At 60.2% G+C, this 18,249-nt stretch carries 17 protein-coding genes; 4 read left to right on the top strand and 13 right to left on the bottom strand.

Annotated elements, in window-relative coordinates:
- Positions 1-130 precede the first annotated feature (130 nt).
- The 11 genes from PSV33_RS16540 to PSV33_RS16490 form a co-directional block, all read right to left on the bottom strand.
- A complete protein-coding gene (locus PSV33_RS16540) occupies positions 131-829 on the bottom strand; it encodes a transposase (RefSeq protein ID WP_300563366.1) in 699 nt (232 codons plus the stop codon).
- A gap of 84 nt (positions 830-913) precedes the next feature.
- On the bottom strand, positions 914-2,065 hold the full coding sequence (locus tag PSV33_RS16535) for an ABC transporter substrate-binding protein (RefSeq protein ID WP_300563365.1): 1,152 nt from the start codon (positions 2,063-2,065) through the stop codon (positions 914-916).
- Between the two features lie 249 nt (positions 2,066-2,314).
- Complete coding sequence (locus tag PSV33_RS16530; protein ID WP_300563364.1) at positions 2,315-3,532, bottom strand: CynX/NimT family MFS transporter; 1,218 nt, start codon at positions 3,530-3,532, stop codon at positions 2,315-2,317.
- Positions 3,529-4,743, bottom strand: a complete 1,215-nt coding sequence (locus tag PSV33_RS16525; RefSeq protein ID WP_300563363.1) for a deoxyguanosinetriphosphate triphosphohydrolase — start codon at positions 4,741-4,743, stop codon at positions 3,529-3,531. The genes PSV33_RS16530 and PSV33_RS16525 overlap by 4 nt, the downstream gene beginning before the upstream one ends.
- 84 nt (positions 4,744-4,827) lie before the next feature.
- Complete coding sequence (gene aroB / locus PSV33_RS16520; RefSeq protein WP_300563362.1) at positions 4,828-5,943, bottom strand: 3-dehydroquinate synthase; 1,116 nt, start codon at positions 5,941-5,943, stop codon at positions 4,828-4,830.
- Positions 5,944-6,055: 112 nt separating this feature from the next.
- Positions 6,056-6,529, bottom strand: a complete 474-nt coding sequence (locus PSV33_RS16515; protein ID WP_300563361.1) for a shikimate kinase — start codon at positions 6,527-6,529, stop codon at positions 6,056-6,058.
- A 238-nt stretch (positions 6,530-6,767) separates the two neighbouring features.
- The gene (locus PSV33_RS16510) at positions 6,768-8,834 is read right to left on the bottom strand and encodes a type IV pilus secretin PilQ (protein ID WP_300563480.1); all 2,067 of its coding nucleotides are present in this window, start codon (positions 8,832-8,834) and stop codon (positions 6,768-6,770) included.
- Positions 8,835-8,911: 77 nt separating this feature from the next.
- Positions 8,912-9,472, bottom strand: coding sequence for a pilus assembly protein PilP (locus PSV33_RS16505; RefSeq protein WP_300563360.1), 561 nt, complete (start codon positions 9,470-9,472; stop codon positions 8,912-8,914).
- Positions 9,469-10,143: a type 4a pilus biogenesis protein PilO gene (locus PSV33_RS16500; protein WP_300563359.1), complete on the bottom strand. Its 675-nt coding sequence runs from the start codon at positions 10,141-10,143 to the stop codon at positions 9,469-9,471. The genes PSV33_RS16505 and PSV33_RS16500 overlap by 4 nt, the downstream gene beginning before the upstream one ends.
- Before the next feature lie 27 nt (positions 10,144-10,170).
- A complete protein-coding gene (locus PSV33_RS16495) occupies positions 10,171-10,824 on the bottom strand; it encodes a PilN domain-containing protein (RefSeq protein WP_300563358.1) in 654 nt (217 codons plus the stop codon).
- Complete coding sequence (locus PSV33_RS16490; RefSeq protein WP_300563357.1) at positions 10,821-11,900, bottom strand: pilus assembly protein PilM; 1,080 nt, start codon at positions 11,898-11,900, stop codon at positions 10,821-10,823. The genes PSV33_RS16495 and PSV33_RS16490 overlap by 4 nt, the downstream gene beginning before the upstream one ends.
- Positions 11,901-12,167: 267 nt before the next feature.
- Between PSV33_RS16490 and PSV33_RS16485 the strand changes: the two genes are divergently transcribed.
- Positions 12,168-14,594 (top strand): penicillin-binding protein 1A, encoded by a 2,427-nt coding sequence (locus PSV33_RS16485; protein WP_300563356.1) that lies wholly within the window; start codon positions 12,168-12,170, stop codon positions 14,592-14,594.
- On the opposite strand, the gene cyaY is transcribed toward PSV33_RS16485, so the two are convergent.
- Positions 14,584-14,940, bottom strand: a complete 357-nt coding sequence (gene cyaY, locus PSV33_RS16480) for an iron donor protein CyaY (protein WP_300563355.1) — start codon at positions 14,938-14,940, stop codon at positions 14,584-14,586. The two genes, PSV33_RS16485 and cyaY, sit on opposite strands and share 11 nt — an antisense overlap.
- Here cyaY and PSV33_RS16475 point away from each other — a divergent pair.
- From PSV33_RS16475 to PSV33_RS16465, 3 genes are all read left to right on the top strand, one after another.
- A complete protein-coding gene (locus tag PSV33_RS16475) occupies positions 14,914-15,252 on the top strand; it encodes a lipoprotein (protein ID WP_366945606.1) in 339 nt (112 codons plus the stop codon). The two genes, cyaY and PSV33_RS16475, sit on opposite strands and share 27 nt — an antisense overlap.
- Positions 15,253-15,265: 13 nt before the next feature.
- The gene (gene lysA, locus PSV33_RS16470) at positions 15,266-16,555 is read left to right on the top strand and encodes a diaminopimelate decarboxylase (RefSeq protein WP_300563354.1); all 1,290 of its coding nucleotides are present in this window, start codon (positions 15,266-15,268) and stop codon (positions 16,553-16,555) included.
- 85 nt (positions 16,556-16,640) lie between these two features.
- The gene (locus PSV33_RS16465) at positions 16,641-17,468 is read left to right on the top strand and encodes an MBL fold metallo-hydrolase (RefSeq protein ID WP_300563476.1); all 828 of its coding nucleotides are present in this window, start codon (positions 16,641-16,643) and stop codon (positions 17,466-17,468) included.
- Between the two features lie 71 nt (positions 17,469-17,539).
- Here the strand turns inward: PSV33_RS16465 and PSV33_RS16460 are convergent, their stop codons facing one another.
- Complete coding sequence (locus PSV33_RS16460; protein ID WP_300563353.1) at positions 17,540-18,184, bottom strand: sulfite oxidase heme-binding subunit YedZ; 645 nt, start codon at positions 18,182-18,184, stop codon at positions 17,540-17,542.
- Positions 18,185-18,249 lie beyond the last annotated feature (65 nt).

The raw sequence follows: 18,249 nt of genomic DNA, 5'->3' as shown, positions 1-18,249 counted from the left end.
AGTGCAACAACAATGCCAAGCAAAAAAATTAGGGTCAGATCCTAATTTAGGAAAGTTGACTGATTTGCCATTTTAATTAGGGACAGATAAAAATCAGAGCGCAGTACCCGGTGAAACCTCTCCATGCCGGTCAAGCGATTCGAGGCTTCCGGGGCGGACGCCCAACCCGCGTTTTGACAAGCCGGCGTGCCGTGCGCTTTTGCAGGTCCGCCAGGAAATCAACATCCCCCAAGGCCCACCCTCTCAGCGCCGACTCCGTCAGCGCAGCCTGTCGAACGTCGGACACACCGATGCGCACCATCTCGGCGTAGGCCGCCTCCCGGGCAAAAGGTGTGTTTCCCAAAGTCCAGAACAAGGGATGAGGCGTTATCAGTCTGTCGCTGCGCAGTCCGATGTAGTGGCCGTGGCTGGACCAGGGGTAGTCGCGCGCCTCGGCGACCAACCCGGCCCGCACCGGATTGAGATCGATGTAGGCCATGCAGGCCAGCAGATAGGGTTCGGTCTGGATCGGCGTGGAACGATAACGTCCCTCCCAAAGGGTGCCCGATCGGCCCTGGCTGTCGTTGAAATACCGCACATAGCGCCTGCCCACCGCCTGCATCATGCGTGGCAGGGAATCGGCCGATTCCGGCGTCACCAGCAAATGAAAGTGATTGCCCATCAGTACGTAGGCGTGCACGGCGATGCCTGATTTTCTGGCGTGTTCCTCGACCAGATCCAGCAGCGTCTGGTAGTCAGCTGGACACGAAAAAATGGCCTGCCGGTTGTTGCCGCGCAGAATGACGTGGTGCGGATAGCCGGGAAGGCTCAAGCGGGGAAGGCGGGCCATGACAATATGCACTGGAGTAGAGGGCCATCATAGGGGAACCCGCCTCCGCCTCGCGCCAAGCACCTGGGAAAATTGAGCGCTGCGTCAGCGGACCACTTTGCCGTCCGGGGTGATGGTCACCAGATCCACCAGGCGGACTGATTCGTATTTTTTGGCCCGAAGATTGACGCGAAAGCCACCGGCGTCATAGTCGGTCATGGATTCAAAAGCCTTCTGAAGCCCGGCGCGATCGGCTTTTCCGCCCCCTGCTGCGCTGCGCCGCACGCCCTCTGCAAAGGTGCGAGCCGCGATATATCCTTCGACGCTCTCGTAACTCGGGGTCTGGTCAGTCAGGTTCAGGACGTCCAGGTACTCCTTGATGATGGGGGTTCCCGCGCTGCGCGGCGAGGGTACCACTTGCGAGATGACCACGCCGCCGATCTCCTTGCCCAGCGCCGTGAACAGCGGATCGATCCCGACCACCGAGAAGTTCAGAAACTGGCCGGCGAAGCCGGTTTTGCGCATGGCGCGGATAAAGGCCGCCGAAGTATTGAACAGGCTGACCTGAATGATGGCCTGAGGCTGGGCCTTCGCCAGCAAGGCTACTGCTGGCCCAACCTTGTCGCTGTTGACCGGTGCGAAGGCATTTGCCACAAGAGGCGGGCGCTTCAGATCAACCAGCGCCTGGTTCACAGCTGCCAACCCCGCACGGCCCATGGCGTCGTCCTCGGCAAAAACGGCGATGCGGTCCTGGCTCAGCGTGGCGCAATGGCGCACCATCTTGTAAGCCTCGTCAGCCAGGGCCGGACGGATATGAAACGCATTGCTCAGCGCGGCTTCGCGCAGGGCGTCCGATGCAGCGAACGGGGCAAAAAACAGGGTGTTGGCCGGCTTGGCGACGGCAAAAGCGGCATCGCAGCTGGCTGTCCCTACAAAACCGAACAAGGCATCAACATCCTCATCAATCAATTGCCTGGCGTTACTGGCTGCCTTGAGCGGGTTATAGCCATCATCGAGCGTCTTGACTTCTATCCGATAGCCTGCCGCACCGTTTTTGGCATTGATCGCATCAAAGTAGAGCTTTGCACCATTGAGGTAGGCCAGCCCGATCTGATCGGCGGCGCCCGTCAAGGGAACCGATTGGCCAATCACCAGTTTGCGGCCATTCCTGGCTGTCTGCGAATGCGCGAGCGGGGTAAAAGCCGCCACACCAGCTGCCAGTCCGCTCATCACCAGCGCTCGTCGATTGAGTCTCATGCAATACCTTTTGAAATGTCACCACATTAAGCACGATGAATGCCTGAACGCAGGCAAACAGTCCAGACGCGCTTTTCGTAACAAATTGGACTCCCGCAGGGTAGTCGTTCGAGACGGAAAAAGGCGGTGCGGAAAATGCCAACACGTCATAAGGCTATGCAAGAGCGAAGCCACGGCCATGGGTAAACCCGGCCATGACGCCTGGCATCCGACTCGCGGGGTCCTTCCGGGTTGGAGACGCCAGAGAGGCTAGGGTTCGCGTTCCAACAGGCAGTGAATCTGCCAGGCCAGCCCGGCACCGGCCAACGCGCAGGCACCGGTCACCGTCCAGGTCAGCTGCCAGTTTCCCACCAGACCCGCCACCCAAGCGACCAGCGGCGGTCCACAGAACTGGCCAAAGGACGACCATTGCTGCATCCAGCCCACCGTGGTGGGTACGGTGGCCGCGCTTGGCGCCAGACGAACCGCGAGGCTGAACAGAGTCCCCGGTATCAAGCCTCCCAGCATCGAAAAGGCCAACACCGCCCCATACCGGAGCCAGGGGTTGGCATCCACCCCAAAGGCGACCCAGGCGCCCCCGCCCATCGCGCCAAACCCCGCCACAAGCAGGGCAAGCGGAGGCACACGCCGGTGCAGCAAGCGACCAGCCGCCAGGTTGCCGATGATGTTGACGGCCGCAGCCAGTGCGGTGAGCCAGGCGGTGAGGCTGGGGGCCAGCCCGGCCTGGGCGTAAACCGACGGCAAAAATCCGACGACCGCCAGCCACTGCCCCGAATACATGGAAAAACACAAGGCCACCAGCCAGACTCCGCGTGACCGTAACGTCAGGCGCAGGAGGCCAAGACCCACCGCGGAGCCAGACGTCGCGGGCGATAGCGTCCGCGATGGCGTCAGCCCCCGGGGCGGGTCCGCAGGGACGTTGCGATACACCGCCGCAGCGAGTAAAACGGACAACGCGGACAGGAGCCACCACCAGACTCGCCACCCCCAAGCGACATCGGCCTGGGCCATCACCCAGGGCCCTACCAGCATCGCCAATGCTGCGCCGAGCGGCATGTAAGCCCCCCAAGCCCCGAGCGTACGGCTCAGGCCCCCTGGCGGGACCAGAGCGCGCAATAACCCCGGCGCGGGTAACACTACACACAGAAACCCCAGCCCCTCAAAAACGCGACTTGCAAGCAGTCCGGTTGCGCCCTGCGCCGCACCGCCCAGGGCGCTGGCCAGACTCAGCACCAGCAAGCCGGCGAGCATGCTGCGCCGCGGACCGTAGCGTTGAATCAGCAATCCCGCGGGCAAACCCAGTGTCATCCCGGCGAGCTGAAACAGCGCCAGCAAAAAGCCTGCCTGCACCAGGGACACACCCAACACCTGCTGCAGCGCTGGCAACGCCGGCGGCAGCTTGCCCACATGCAGCGCCGCCACCACGCCGGCGGCGATCACCAGGCTGGCGGGATGAACGGCTTTCAAACAGGAAACACCACGCGGCCGTTCAGCCGTTCGTGTTCCTTGGCGGCAAACCGGTCTGTCATGCCGGCGATGTAGTCGGCCACGACGCGTTCGGGCCGGGCTTGGTGCCTCGCACTGCCGGACGGACTGCTGTCCAGTTGATCAAACCGCTCGCTGTGCGCCAGTGGCATCTGCGCCGGATCGGCCATGTAAGCGGCAAACAGGTCGCGCACCACCTGCTGGGCCGTCTGTGTAGTCTCGACCACCTGCGGATGACGGTATAAATTTTGTAGCAGGAACCGCTTGAGGGACGAGGACTTCAGGGCCATTTCATCACTGAAGCAGACCAGTGGCGGGTGTTGACGGACGGCCCGCACATCGGACGGCATCGCAGCCCGCAAGGCGGCGCCAGTGGCGTCCATCACGTCGTAAACCTGGGCACTGAGCATGCGGCGTATGGTTTCAAACAACAGTCGCCGTCCTTGCAAGCCTGGATGGCTGGCGAGTGTTTCCCGGTGGTACGCCTCAAACAAGTCAACCTCCTTGAGCTGCTCCAGGCTGAGCAGGCCGGAGCGCACGCCATCGTCAATGTCATGGGCGTTGTAGGCGATCTCATCGGCGAGATTGGCGAGCTGGGCCTCAAGGCTGGGTTGCTGCGCGTGCGAACCCGCGCCGGAGGACGCCAGGAAGCGTTGCGCCACGCCACCAGGTTCGCGCCCTTCAATCCGCCGGGCGTTGCGGCGGGAGCAATGCTTGAGGATGCCTTCCCGGGTTTCAAAAGACAGGTTCAGCCCGTCGTAGTCCGGGTAACGCTCCTCGAGCGTGTCCACCACACGCAGGCTTTGCAGGTTGTGCTCGAAGCCGGCGCTGTCCGGATTGTGGCTTTTCAGGCAGATGTTGAGCGCGTCCTGACCGGCGTGGCCAAACGGCGTGTGCCCGAGATCGTGAGCCAGTGCGATGGCTTCGACAAGATCTTCATTCAAACGCAACGTGCGGGCAATGGAACGGCCAAGCTGCGCGACTTCGAGCGAATGTGTCAGGCGCGTGCGGAACAAATCGCCTTCATGGTTCAAAAACACCTGAGTCTTGTAAACCAGGCGGCGAAATGCCGTGGAATGCACAATCCGGTCGCGGTCGCGCTGAAAGGCCGAACGGGTCGGCGCAGCGGGCTCGGGGTAGCGCCGGCCACGCGACTGGGCCGGGTCGCAGGCGTAGGGAGCCAGTGCAGTCATGAATCAGATATCCAATCGGGCATGCGCCCTTTCCATATCTGCGCGAGAAGCTATCACTTTAATAGCAATCGAATGCAGAAACATTCATCCGCAGCACGCGTCGATCACCTCGCGCACCAGTGCATCCGGCGCACTGCGCACAGAAGCGTGGCCCGGGCCATTGATCACGACAAACCTGATTTCACCGGCTTCTGCCTTTTTATCCACACGCATCAGTTCGAGGTAGCGCCCCGCGTTGTCGGTGGCAGACAGCCTGGGACCCACCACCGGCAGCCCGGCGCGCTGGACAAGCGCACGCAGGCGGTCGACAAATGCCTCGTCAACGAGGCCCAGCCTTTGCGAGAGCCTGGCAGCCATCACCATGCCGCAACCCACACCTTCGCCATGCAGCCATTGACCGTAACCCAGTCCCGACTCGATCGCGTGCCCGAAGGTGTGCCCGAAATTCAGGATGGCACGCAGCCCGGCTTCACGTTCATCCTGGCCCACCACCGCGGCCTTGATCTCGCAGCTGCGCCGGACGGCGTGTGCCAACGCCGCCGGTTCACGCGCAAGCAGGGCCTCGATGTTCTCCTCAATCCAGCCCAGAAAGGCCATGTCGGCAATCGGCCCGTACTTGATGATCTCCGCAAGCCCGGCGCTCAACTCGCGCGGGGGCAGGGTCTGGAGCACGTCGAGGTCGCAGATCACACGCTCCGGCTGGTAAAACGCGCCCACCATGTTTTTCCCCAGCGGGTGATTGATGGCCGTTTTTCCACCCACGGAAGAATCCACCTGCGCCAGCAAGGTGGTGGGGACCTGCACAAAGGGCACACCGCGCATGTAGCAAGCCGCCGCGAATCCCGTCATGTCACCCACCACGCCGCCGCCCAGGGCAAAAAGCACGGTCTTTCGATCACAACCGTTGACAAGCAGGGCGTCGAAAATCAGTTGCAACGTGGGCCAATCCTTGTGAGCCTCCCCATCGGGCAGGATCACCTGCAGCACCTTTTCATAATGCCCCTGAAGTGCCAGTTGCAGGGATTGAGCATAAAGAGGGGCCACCGTGGCATTCGAGACAATCAGCGCCGTGCTTGCAGCCGGCAGATTGAGGTAGGTGCCAGGGTCACCCAGCAGGCCGGCACCAATGGTGATGGGATAACTGCGCGCTCCCAGATCAATGAAGACCTGCTGCGTCGCCGGAGGGGGATTTGAAACCATGACACAAGTGTAGAGGCTCTGCCGGCCCGCACGGGAGGCCGTGGCCCGCGTCACGAGGCTCCGCGCAGCCGTACCGCGTTGATTCGAGATGACCTCTGCAGCAGAGGGAATGTCAGGGTTGGGGAGCGGAAACGACCCCTGCCAGCTCCAGTTGCATCACTACCATGTTGACCAGTGCCGCTACCGAAGGCCGCCCGGTTTCCACCACAAAACGGGCACATTCCCGGTAAAGCGGGTCACGCAGCGCATACAGTTCGCGCAGGCGCGCCAAGGGATCAGACACCTGTAACAGCGGGCGATTCCGGTCGTGCCGCAACCGGCGAAAAACCTCTTCGGGCGCCGAATGCAGGTACACCGCCTGGGTTCGCTGCTTCAAATGCTGGCGATTGACCAGTCGCAACACCGCCCCGCCACCGGTCGATAAAACGCAGGACTCGCCCAGCGTCAATTCGTCGATGACGTCCTGTTCCAGGTCTCGAAAGGACTCCTCGCCCTCCCGCTCAAAAAACTCCCGGATGGATAGACCAACGCGATGCTCGACGACCTGGTCGGTGTCGATGAAAGGTCGGCCGAGACGTCGGGCCAACTGGCGTCCGATGGTGGACTTCCCCGATCCGGGGAGACCAACGAGTGCCACATGAGCTGGCCCACTCAAAAACGTCTCCTGTCAGGATGAATCACGGCAACAAACAAAGAAAAAGCGTCCTTGAACACATCTGTCGCGACCAGTCCTGAACCGGACTTGCCGGCAACGTACCCATCGGGGCACAAACCCGCAAGACGCGCCGGAAGACCATCCCGGGTTCGCGTCGTGCAACCAACGCTCAGCGCAAGGGGGCGCCGTTGGAAATCATTTTGGGAGAGATGAAAACCAGCAATTCGGACTTGTTGGCCGTCCGCGTCCTGGTTTTAAACAGGTTGCCCACTCCCGGCAGATCGCCAAGCAAAGGAACCTTGGTTTCGTCTTCACGCTCGTTCTGCTCAAAAATACCGCCAATCACCACCGTGCCGCCGTTTTCCACCAGCACCTGGGTTTGAATGTGTTTGGTATCGATCGCAAAGCCGTTGGTCGTCGATCGGCCCACACTGTCCTTGTTCACGTCAACATTCAGGATGATGTTTCCTTCAGGCGTGATTTGCGGGGTCACCTCCAGCTTCAGGTTGGCCTTGCGGAAGGCGATGGAGGTAGCACCGCTGGACGTCGCCTGCTGATAAGGCAACTCGGTACCCTGCTCGATCAGGGCCTTGACCTGATCAGCCGTCACGATGCGCGGGCTTGACACAATTTTGCCTTTGCCGTCGGCTTCCATGGCGGAGATTTCGAGGTTCAGCAGCCGAGTGGCGCCCGACGAGAAGAGGGAAACTGCGAAAGTGGCAGCACTGAACCCGTTCTGTCCCACCCCGGGAAGGTTAAGAAAGTCGCCCGTAGTAGTTCCGTAGTTCACGCCTTGGACCGGAGCTCCGGGCGTGGTGCCCGGGTTGATGTAAGTTGGACCGAACGATGCATTACTTGCACCATTGAGCGTAAAAGGTCGACCACCTAATCGAACGCCCAATGATTTTCCGAAAGTATCCGAGGCTTCCACAATGCGCGCCTCAATCAGGACTTGCCGTACGGGAATGTCTATTTTTGCAATGAAACTCTGCACCTGCTCGAGCTTCGATGGGATGTCGGTCACAAACAGCTGGTTCGTTCTGGCTTCGGCAATCGCACTACCGCGATTGGACAGGATGCGAGCACTGGTGGGACCGGTGCCCCCGGCCGTGATCTGGGCGCCGATATCCGCTGCTTTCGCATAGTTGATCTGGAAAGACTGCGTGCGCACCGATTCCAGGGTCTGGATTGCGTTGCGCGACTCAAGGTCGAGCTTGTCTTTGGCAGCCAATTCATCCTTGGGAGCAATCAGCAACACATTGCCGGTTTTCCGCATCCCCAGACCTTTTGCCTGCAAGATGATGTCCAAGGCCTGATCCCATGGGACGTCCTTCAGGCGCAGGGTCACAGCACCAGACACGCTATCCGACGTGACAATATTGAAATTGGTGAAGTCGGCAATGACTTGCAACAGGGACCGTGTTTCGATGTTCTGGAAGTTGAGCGACAGTTTTTCACCCGTATAGCCAGGCCCCTGCGACAGTTTGGACTCGTCCACTTTCTGCTGGCGGACCTCCAGCACAAACTGGTTGTCGCTTTGATAAGCACTGTGCTCCCACGACCCTTTGGGTTCAACCACCATGCGAACCTTGTCCCCCAGCTGGGAAGTGGTCACGCTTTGAACCGGCGTGCCGAAGTCGGACACATCCAGCCGGCGGCGCAAGCCTTCGGGCAAGGCGGTTTTCAGGAATTCAACGACCAGAGTCTGCCCCTGCTGGCGGATATCAACGCCCACCTGGTTGTTGGCAAGATCAACCACAATCCGGCCTGAAGCATCCGTTCCGCGCCGGAAATCGATGTCTTTCAGTGGCAAGGTGTCGCGGTTGCGATTTTCGGCAAAAACAGGTGCAACGACTGGCGAAGGCGTGGAAACGGCCACAGGGTCCAGCGTGATCAGCAAGGATTTTCCCTGAATCTGCGCCGTGTAGGCCGTTGAAGCCTTGAGATTGAGGACAACACGGGTTCGTTCACCCGCCTGAACCACGTTGGCAGAACGCAGGTTGCCCAGGTTCAGATCAAGGGCCGAGCGGCCCATGGAATTGCTGACGCCGGGGAAATCGAGCGCAATCCGCGCTGGGGTCTGAATCGTGAAACCAGTGGGAATTGCCGTCAGTGCTTCTTTCAGGTCAATACGAATGACTTCCGAGCCTCCCTGGACAGAACCCGACACCGCCTCGATCGCGTTGGGCGCCTGGGCCGATGCCTGCGCTGCCAGCGCGAGCGTCATCCAGGCCATCACCATGGCCAGTCCACCCGCCATACGCGACCAGGCACCCCGCGCCGGGACTGCCTGCATCATCCTTGAATTCTTGTTCATTTCGACCCCTCTTGAAGCTGTAAAGTCGCTGTCCGCTCTAACCACTCGCCCGCAGCGTCCTGCACAATTTCCCGCAGGGCGACCTCCGTCTCGGAAATTTTCGTGATGCGCCCGTAGTTCTGGCCCAGGTAGTTGCCAACCCGCACCTGGTACAGCAGGTTATCCACCCGGACCAGCGCTACCGGCTGCCCCTGCTTGGTCAGGCTGCCGACCATCGCGACCGCATCGAGCGGCATCGCTTCCAGCGGCTCCTTGCGTCGGCTCAATTCAGGCGCAATCAAGCCCGCATTGGCGGTTGCCCGATTGGAATCACGGTTAAGCGCCTGCGTCAATTTCTGGGGACTGAAAGGCTCGACAGCGCCCTCCTGGGTGTAAGCCTGCGGGGAGAACTTGGTGGGCTCAGGCAAGGGTTCGATCCTGGGCTTTGTCAGGTTGCGTTGCTCGTTCATCCACTGCTGCAATTCCTCCTGCTCGGAAGAACTGCAGGCCGTCAGGCTCAGGCAGACCACCGTTGTGGCGACGAGCGACAGAATCTTTTCGATAGCTGGCCGCTTCATTTTTTGGGACCTTTCGCAGGCGCCGCTTTACGCTGCAGGGCAACCTCCTCGGGATCAAGATAACGGAATGTTTTGGCGGTGGTGTCCATGGTCATCATTCCGTCCTTGACCGGAGTAATCGTCATGTTATTGAGCGTCACAATGCGCGACAGGTTGGCAATATCGGCGGCAAAGGCCCCGATATCGTGATAACGACCTGACACCTTGATCGCAATGGGCAGCTCCGCGTAGTACTCCTTGACGCTGACCTGTCCTGGCCGAAACAACTCAAACTGCAGACTCCGGCCCAATCCCGCCTGGTTGATATCGGACAGCAAAGCATCCATTTCGGCCTTGCTGGGGAGTTGTTTCTCCAGTTGAGTCACATATTGCTGGACTTGCTCCCGCTGCTTTTTCAAAGCTTCCAGATTGACCGCTTGCGCCAGCTTCTTCCTGAAATCTTCGCGCAGCTGCACTTCCTTGGCCTGTTCTGCCTTGAGGCCCTCGTCAGAATCGCTGAGCCATACGAACCACAGTGCGACCACAACTGCGGCGGTCACAAAAAAATACAGAAGGAAACGGGGCAACGCAGGCCAGGAAGAAGGGTCATTCGGGTTGAGGCCGACAAACTGCGCCTTCAGCCCATCCTGAAGCGCGGAGAAATTTACATTGAATTTTGGTGTACTTGCCATAGTCAGTGTCTGTTCGGACCCGGTTGGTCAGCTCTTGGCCGCGGTCGGGCCGGGCTGGGCGGGCCGGGCCAAGGCCGGGCCGGAAGACCCCGCCGCCGATGCCGCAGCTTTCTGCACATCCGTGGCGCGTTTGAGTCCCACGCGCATCGAAAAATTCGCCACGCGCCGCTGGTCGCGCGCGCCCAGCGTGATGGTCCTGCCCGTGATTTCAATCAGTTCGGGCCGGGTCAGCCATGGGCTGTTGTTGCCCAGATTGCGCAGCAATTCGGAAACCCGCTCATTGGACTGGGCCACGCCAGTCAACAGCACCACCTGGTTATCCTGTTTCATGCTGGTGATGTAAACACCATCGGGCAGTTGTCTGACCAGTTCGTCAAGCAGGTAGACCGGAAGATTCCGGTTGCCTTGCAGATCTTCCACTGCCATTTGCCGGGCACGCAAGGCGGCAATTTCCTGCTGCAGACCCGCAATTTCCTTGATCTGGTTTTCAAGACGGGTGATTTCGGTTTTCAGAAAGGCATTCTTGCCCTGCTGCCCCGATATCTGGGTCTGGTACCAGGAATAAACCGCTCCGCAGAGCAAACCACCCACCAGGGCGGAAATACCCAGGGCGACGAAAAAAGCCTCGCGACGGCGCTTGCGCGCCGCTTCGCGATGAGGAAGCAGATTGACCAGAATCACTGGAAAAACCTCCGCAAAGCCAGCCCGCAAGCGGTCAGGTAAGACGCGGCTTCACGCTTCATCTTCTTCTCCCGTACATCGCCACCCAGAACCATCCCTTCAAAGGGGTTGGCCACCATGCAGGCAAATGAGGTCTGCTGGGTCACTGCATCGGTCAACCCCGGCAAGGCCGACGAGCCGCCTGCCAGCATCACATAGTCCACCTTGTTGTGCGGTGTGCTGGTAAAAAAGAACTGGAGCGCACGGCCAATCTCCTGCGCCATGCTGTCGACGAAGGGCTTGAGCACGCTGGCATCGTAGTCGTCCGGCAGGTCGCCGCTGCGCTTTTTTGCTTCCGCCTCTTCCGGAGAAAAGCCATACTGGCGAACGATCAGCTGGGTCAGCTGCGCTCCGCCAAAAGCCTGATCGCGCTCATAAAGCACTTCGTCGTTCTTGATGACCTGCATGCTGGTGGTCAAGGCTCCGACTTCGAACAGAGCCACCATGGTGTCCACGCCATTGTTCGGCAAGCTTTCAATCAATCGAGCCGTCGCCAGCCGCGACGCATAGGACTCCACATCCACCACCACCGGCCTGAGACCTGCCGCCTCGGCCAGCCCCTGCCTGTCATTGACTTTTTCCTTGCGGGACGCAGCGATCAGCACTTCCACGTCACCCGCGGAACTGGCGCTCGGACCGATGACACAAAAATCAAGACTGACCTCATCCAGTGAAAAGGGGATGTACTGATTGGCCTCGGCTTCTACCTGGATCTCCAGCTCCTGCTCGCTCATTCCGCCGGGCAGGATGATTTTTTTGGTGATCACGGCCGACGCGGGCAAGGCCATGGCCACATTCTTGGTGCGTGTTCCGCTTTTCTTGACCAGCCGGCGCACGGCCTCCGCAACTTCATCGAACTTCTCGACGTTGCCGTCAGTGATCCAGCCCCTTTCCAGGGGTTCAATGGAACACCGGTCAAGTACCAGGTTGCCGGCCTTGTCCCGGCTCAGCTCCACCAGCTTGACACTGGATGAGCTGATGTCCAGACCCAGCAAGGCTGACGATTGACGGTTGAATAAAGACCCCAGAGAGATCAAAACGGTCCCCAGATGACGGCTAATATGTAGCCTTACAAACTTAAGAAATCACTTGAATGCTATCAGTAAGGTCCTTGTACAACAAAGGATTTTCCAGTTTTCGCTTACTATCACCGTTGTCAAAAGTAGACGCTTTTGATGGCTTGGCCGGGTTGATACCGGCGCGGCGACAAGGCCACAATTGCAAAATGTGAAATCCCCGACAACCTGCAAAGTCTTCCAGCATCCGGGATTTTTCCAATGCTGGCGCGAACTTACGTTAAACCCATGCCGTCAAATTCTTCGACTCCCGAATCCCGTCCCTCCCCTGCCGGCCGGCTTCCCTGGCTACCCAGGCTACTCAAGGTCCTCGCATGGGGCCTGGGTCTGGCGCTGGCTGGCCTTGTTTCACTCCTGATCATCATTGCCGTTGCACTGGCGGTCGCCTACCCCAACCTGCCGGATGTGTCTGATTTGCTGGACTATCGTCCCAAGCTTCCGCTGCGCGTCTATTCAGCAGATGCCGTCCTGATTGGCGAGTTTGGCGAGGAACGCCGCAATCTGACGCCGATAGGGGAGATACCCAAAGTGATGAAGGATGCGGTGCTGGCCATTGAAGACGCACGCTTTTTCTCCCACGGCGGGGTTGACTACATCGGCGTGATCCGGGCCGGCCTCGCCAACGTAGGGCGGGCCAAGAGTCAGGGGGCCTCGACCATCACCATGCAGGTCGCCCGCAATGTCTATCTGTCGACCGAAAAGAGCTACACGCGGAAAATTTACGAGATCCTGCTGACCTTCAAGCTGGAACACCTTCTGAGCAAGGATCAGATCCTGGAGATCTACATGAACCAGATCTTCCTGGGGCAGCGCGCTTACGGCTTTGCCGCCGCGTCCGAGATTTATTTCGGCAAGCCGCTTAAATCCATCAGCATTGCAGAGGCCGCCATGCTCGCCGGTCTGCCCAAGGCCCCTTCCGCTTACAACCCGATCAGCAACCCGAGGCGGGCCAAAGCGCGCCAGCTGTACATCATTGAGCGCATGGAAGAGAACGGCTTCATCACGGCGGAACAGTCGACTGCAGCAAAAAACGAGGACATCAAGGTCAAATCCGGTCCGGATTCAGGGAGAGTGCATGCTGAATTTGTGGCGGAAACCGTGCGCCAACTGGTGTACAGCCAGTATGGCGACGAAACCTATACACGCGGTCTGAATGTCTTCACCACCCTGCGGGCGGCCGACCAGACCATGGCTTACAGGGCGCTGCGCAAAGGGATCATGGATTATGAGAGGCGCCAGATTTACCGCGGCCCCGAAAAATTCATTGCCCTGTCCAGCGATCCCAAGGAAACCGAAGACGCGATTGACGATGCCTTGGCCGAGAGTCCGGACAACGATGACGTGATGTCGGCCGTGGTGCTGGAAGCTGGCCCGAAAAAAATCGTGGCCCTTCGCCAGAACAGCGAAACCATCGAAATCACTGGCGACGGTCTCAAACCCGCCCAGTCGGGCCTGTCCGAAAAAGCAGCTCCCAACATCCGGATCCGTCCTGGCGCCCTGATCCGCGTGACCAAAACGTCCAAAAACACCTGGGAGATCACGCAGCTCCCTGAGGTCGAGGGCGCTTTCGTCGCGCTGGACCCGCGCAGCGGTGCCATCAGGGCACTGGTCGGTGGTTTTGACTTTGAGAAAAACAAGTTCAACCACGTGACGCAGGCGTGGCGACAGCCTGGTTCGAGCTTCAAGCCGTTCATCTATTCTGCCGCCCTCGAAAAGGGCTTCACCCCGGCAACCGTCGTCAACGACGCCCCTCTGTTTTTTGACGCTGGCGTCACCGGTGGCCAGCCTTGGGAGCCAAAAAATTACGACGGCACCTTTGAAGGGCCAATGAGCCTGCGCCGCGGCCTGGCCAAGTCCAAAAACATGATTTCCATCCGGATACTGCAGGCCATAGGTCCCAAATATGCCCAGGAATGGGTGACCCGGTTTGGTTTTGACGGTGACAAACACCCAGCCTACCTGACGATGGCGCTGGGCGCCGGCTCGGTCACTCCGCTGCAAATGGCCATCGGGTATTCCGTGTTTGCCAATGGCGGCTACCGCGTGAACCCCTACCTGATCACGAAGATCACCGATCAGAAAGGCAAGGTTGTGGTCGACAGCCCAGTGCCCACACTCGACGAGTCAGTGCGTGGTATCGAAGCGCGCAACGCCTTCATCATGTCAAGCCTCTTGCAGGAAGTTGCCCGGAGCGGTACCGCCGCCAAGGCCCAGGCGACCCTGAAACGGCCAGACCTCTATGGCAAAACCGGCACCACCAACGATTCGATTGACACCTGGTTTGTGGGCTTCCAGCCGACCCTCACCGCAGCCGTGTGGATGGGCTACGACACGCCGAAAAAACTCGGCGACCGGGAGACCGGAGGTGGCCTGAGCCTGCCGGTCTGGATCAACTTCATGGACTACGCACTTAAAGGCGTGCCAGTGACCGAGTTTTCAGCTCCCCCGGGTGTTGTCAATATCGGCGGCGAGTGGTTTTATGACGAATACGCCAAAGGTTCCGGGATCAGCAGCGTCGGACTGGGTGACCGTCCCGCTGCAGGCGCCGGTGCGGACAACCCGGTCGCGGGCCAACCCGTGCCTCCTGGCGCCGCCATTCAGACTCCCCCACCGAGCGACGAACGCCGCCGGATTCTCGATCTGTTCAAGAATTAGCTGCGCGCGGGAATGAAGGTGCGCTGAACGAGAGCGGCTGGCCAGCCTGTGCACTGGCGTAGCGCGACAGCTCCTCAAACAGCAGGCTGCCATCCTTGGTGTCTGTCCACTGGCCCTGGTTGTGCCTGTAATGAAAACCGCCAGCGCGGGCGGCCATCCAGATTTCCTGAAGCGGCTTCTGGAGATTGATGATGATCTGGCTGCGGTCGGCAAAAGTCAGCGTGATCATGCCCCCGGTCCTCTGGTTGTCGACATCGGCATCCGTTTCGTCGTTGATGCGGTCACACGCCATTTCAATCGCCTGGAGGGCGGCTTCGGCATGGTCCAGATATTCCAGGTCGGTCATTACAATCCCATCATGTTTGCAAGATTTCAAATCCAGCGCCAAATTCTAGGCCGCCGCCAGGCAACCTCCTGCGTTCATGGCCTTTCAACCGTCGCCGCGGCTCTGGCCATTGCCATGGGTCTTGCCGCTTGCGGCCAGAAAGGCCCCCTCTTTCTCCCGCCGCCGCCCAAAGCGCGTCCGGCGGGCATTGCCCCGTTCGCCGCGCCTGCGCCTGCCGCAGCCGCCAGCGCACCGGAAAACGCTGCCGCCACCGCGACCGATCTGCCGGCACCGCCACCAGCATCCGGTCCTGCGACCTTGCCGCTGCGATGAAGGGGCACCGGCCATGAACACCCCTGTATCCCCCGCGCTGCCAGGCGCCCCCCAGCTGGCCTACCGCCAGGACGGCCTCTACCTCGAAGCGGCCCGCCTTGATGACTTGGCCAGCCAGTACGGCACACCTCTGTTCGTCTACTCCAAAGCCGCCATGCTGGCGGCCCTGGCGGCCTACCAGCAGGGCTTTGCCGGACGCCACGCGCAGATCTGCTACGCCATGAAGGCCAATTCGTCGCTCGGCGTGTTGCAGGTGTTTGCCCGTGCCGGCTGTGGTTTTGACATCGTTTCCGGCGGTGAGCTTGAGCGGGTGCGGGCGGCCGGCGGCGACATGCGCAAAGTCATTTTTTCGGGTGTCGGCAAAACACGTCCTGAAATGCAGCTGGCCCTCGCTGCCGGCATCGGTTGCTTCAATGTCGAGAGCGAGGCAGAACTGGATGTGCTGTCCGGGGTGGCGTTGGCCATGGGCCGCATCGCGCCCATCAGCATTCGCGTCAACCCCAATGTCGACCCGAAGACCCACCCCTATATCTCGACCGGCCTCAAGGGCAACAAGTTCGGCGTGGCGCACGAGGATGCACTGAGGATTTACCGGTACGCGGCGTCGCTGGAAGGGCTTCGAGTCGTCGGCATCGACTGCCACATAGGCTCGCAGATCACCGAGACCACACCTTACCTGGACGCCATGGACCGGGTGCTGGACCTGGTTGACAGCATTGAAGCGGCCGGCATACCGATTGAACACATCGACTTCGGTGGCGGCCTGGGGATCAATTACAACCAGGACACGCCACCCGCAGCAGATGCGCTCTGGCAGGAACTGCTGGCCAAGCTGGATGCACGTGGTCATGGCAGTAAAAAATTCATGGTCGAGCCGGGTCGTTCGCTGGTCGGCAATGCCGGCGTCTGCCTGACCGAGGTGCTTTACCTCAAGCCAGGTGAACAGAAAAATTTCTGCGTGATTGATGCCGCGATGAACGACCTGCCACGGCCCGCCATGTACCAGGCATTTCATGCCATCGTTCCGCTTGAGCCGCAGCGGGACAGGCAGGAGGCGTGCTACGACGTGGTAGGCCCGGTCTGCGAAAGCGGCGACTGGATAGGCCGTGATCGCACATTGGCGGTGGCCGCCGGAGATCGTCTGGCCGTGCTTTCTGCGGGGGCCTACTGCATGAGCATGGCCAGCAACTACAACACCCGGGGCCGTGCTGCCGAGCTGCTGGTCGATGGTGATCAAGCCCACCTCATACGCGAGCGCGAAACAGCGGCAGACACCTTTCGCGGCGAAAAATTGTTGCCTTGAGATCAACGTCGCTTGATGCTCATCAAGCGATATCTGCAGAGATGGAAGTACAGTCGGTTTTCTCAAATCGAGCTTGCTCACTGATATGCCTCTGGAACTCTACCGCGACAAAAATCACGCCTGCCTGATGTTCAGCGACCTCATTGAGGAAGATGGGCAGGCGGTTCAGGCCAACCAGTTCCTCATCGTGGACAACGGCACGGGAGCCATCATTGACCCCGGCGGCAACCTGGCCTACAACGAACTGTTCATGGGCATGACGCAGCATTTTCCGCCGCACAAGCTGTCGTACATCATCGCCTCGCATGCAGACCCCGACATCATCGCTTCGCTGGATCGCTGGCTGAGCAGCACCCAGGCCATGCTGGTGATTTCACGGGTGTGGGAGCGTTTCGTTCCGCATTTCACCAAGGTCGGCAAGACCGACAAACGCGTGATCGGCGTGCCCGACGGCGGCGGGCGCCTGCCTCTGGGCAGCCACGAACTGTGGTTGATCCCGGCACACTTCATGCACTCTGAAGGCAATTTTCACTTCTACGATCCCGTCAGCCGCATCCTGTTCACCGGCGATCTCGGGGTGTCGATGATGTCCGGCGCGCAAGCGCGTGTACCGGTCACCAGCCTCAAAGCGCACATTCCCCTGATGGAAGGTTTTCACCGGCGCTACATGGTATCGAACAAGATCCTGCGGTTGTGGGTGAACATGGTGCGTCCCATGGACATCGCCATGCTGGTGCCGCAACACGGTGCGCCCATCGTCGGCAAGCAGGCGGTGACCGAATTCTTCAACTGGATTGAAAACCTGATGTGCGGTATCGACCTGTTTGACGATCGCGCTTACCAGCTGCCTGCGGCGGGCATCGACCCGGTCGCTCGCCAGCCCCGGCCTCCGCTGCGGGCGGTAAACGCCTAGATTCAAGGCGAAAACCTGCTCCAGCCCTTATCCCTCGTGCGCCTCCAGCTCCTGATTCAGGAGCATCCAGCTCAAGGCAGGCGTGTCGCCGGGACAGGACGCGGGCCCGCCGGAGCCTTGCGCCGCCCCCAGCGCTGCCATACGCGCCAGCCCAGCAGCACCGCAATGATGGCCGCATAGACCGACACCTCGGCAAAATCGTTTTTGCCTGAGCGCATCCAGAAAAAATGCAGGAGGCCCAGGCCCGCAATCAGGTAAACCAGCTTGTGCAGCATTTGCCAGCGCTTCGCACCGAGCTTGCGGATGGCTGCGTTGAAGGAGGTCGCTGCCAACGGCGTCAGCAGCAGGAAGGCAGCAAAACCCACCAGGATGAATGGCCGCTTGATGATGTCCTTGACGATGTCGGCCACATCAAAACCCATGTCGAACCAGCTGTAGCTGAGCAGGTGGACAAGCACGTAAAAATAGACAAACAGCCCCAGCATGCGGCGAAAACGTGCAAGCGCGGGCGTGTTGCTGATCACCCGCAGCGGTGTGACAGCCAGCACGATACATAGAAAACGCAGGGTCCAGTCGCCCGTTGCCCGGATCAGTGCTTCCGCGGGGTTGGCACCGAGCTGGTTGCTCAGCGCGCTGTAGAACAGCCAGATAAAGGGCAACAGACAGGCGGCGAACACCACCGGTTTGGCCGCGGGATGGAGGAGAAGTTTTTTCATGGTTGAAAGCCGAAACGGCGCCGGGGTGCCGCACGACGTGTGGCGTCCTGGCGAGCGCCGGATGC

It is taken from the genome of Polaromonas sp. (assembly GCF_029945895.1).
Lineage (GTDB): Bacteria > Pseudomonadota > Gammaproteobacteria > Burkholderiales > Burkholderiaceae_C > Polaromonas.
The sequence above is the reverse complement of the archived record's forward strand: the minus strand, read 5'-3'. Positions and strand labels throughout refer to the sequence as shown.

Coding starts and splice junctions, on each gene's coding strand:
- PSV33_RS16540 (WP_300563366.1), bottom strand. CDS start 829: ATGGCCCGCCTTCCCCGCTTGAGCCTTCCCGGCTATCCGCACCACGTC.
- PSV33_RS16535 (WP_300563365.1), bottom strand. CDS start 2,065: ATGAGACTCAATCGACGAGCGCTGGTGATGAGCGGACTGGCAGCTGGT.
- PSV33_RS16525 (WP_300563363.1), bottom strand. CDS start 4,743: ATGACTGCACTGGCTCCCTACGCCTGCGACCCGGCCCAGTCGCGTGGC.
- aroB (WP_300563362.1), bottom strand. CDS start 5,943: ATGGTTTCAAATCCCCCTCCGGCGACGCAGCAGGTCTTCATTGATCTG.
- PSV33_RS16510 (WP_300563480.1), bottom strand. CDS start 8,834: ATGGCCTGGATGACGCTCGCGCTGGCAGCGCAGGCATCGGCCCAGGCG.
- PSV33_RS16505 (WP_300563360.1), bottom strand. CDS start 9,472: ATGAAGCGGCCAGCTATCGAAAAGATTCTGTCGCTCGTCGCCACAACG.
- PSV33_RS16500 (WP_300563359.1), bottom strand. CDS start 10,143: ATGGCAAGTACACCAAAATTCAATGTAAATTTCTCCGCGCTTCAGGAT.
- PSV33_RS16485 (WP_300563356.1), top strand. CDS start 12,168: ATGCCGTCAAATTCTTCGACTCCCGAATCCCGTCCCTCCCCTGCCGGC.
- PSV33_RS16475 (WP_366945606.1), top strand. CDS start 14,914: ATGGTCCAGATATTCCAGGTCGGTCATTACAATCCCATCATGTTTGCA.
- cyaY (WP_300563355.1), bottom strand. CDS start 14,940: ATGACCGACCTGGAATATCTGGACCATGCCGAAGCCGCCCTCCAGGCG.
- lysA (WP_300563354.1), top strand. CDS start 15,266: ATGAACACCCCTGTATCCCCCGCGCTGCCAGGCGCCCCCCAGCTGGCC.
- PSV33_RS16465 (WP_300563476.1), top strand. CDS start 16,641: ATGCCTCTGGAACTCTACCGCGACAAAAATCACGCCTGCCTGATGTTC.
- PSV33_RS16460 (WP_300563353.1), bottom strand. CDS start 18,184: ATGAAAAAACTTCTCCTCCATCCCGCGGCCAAACCGGTGGTGTTCGCC.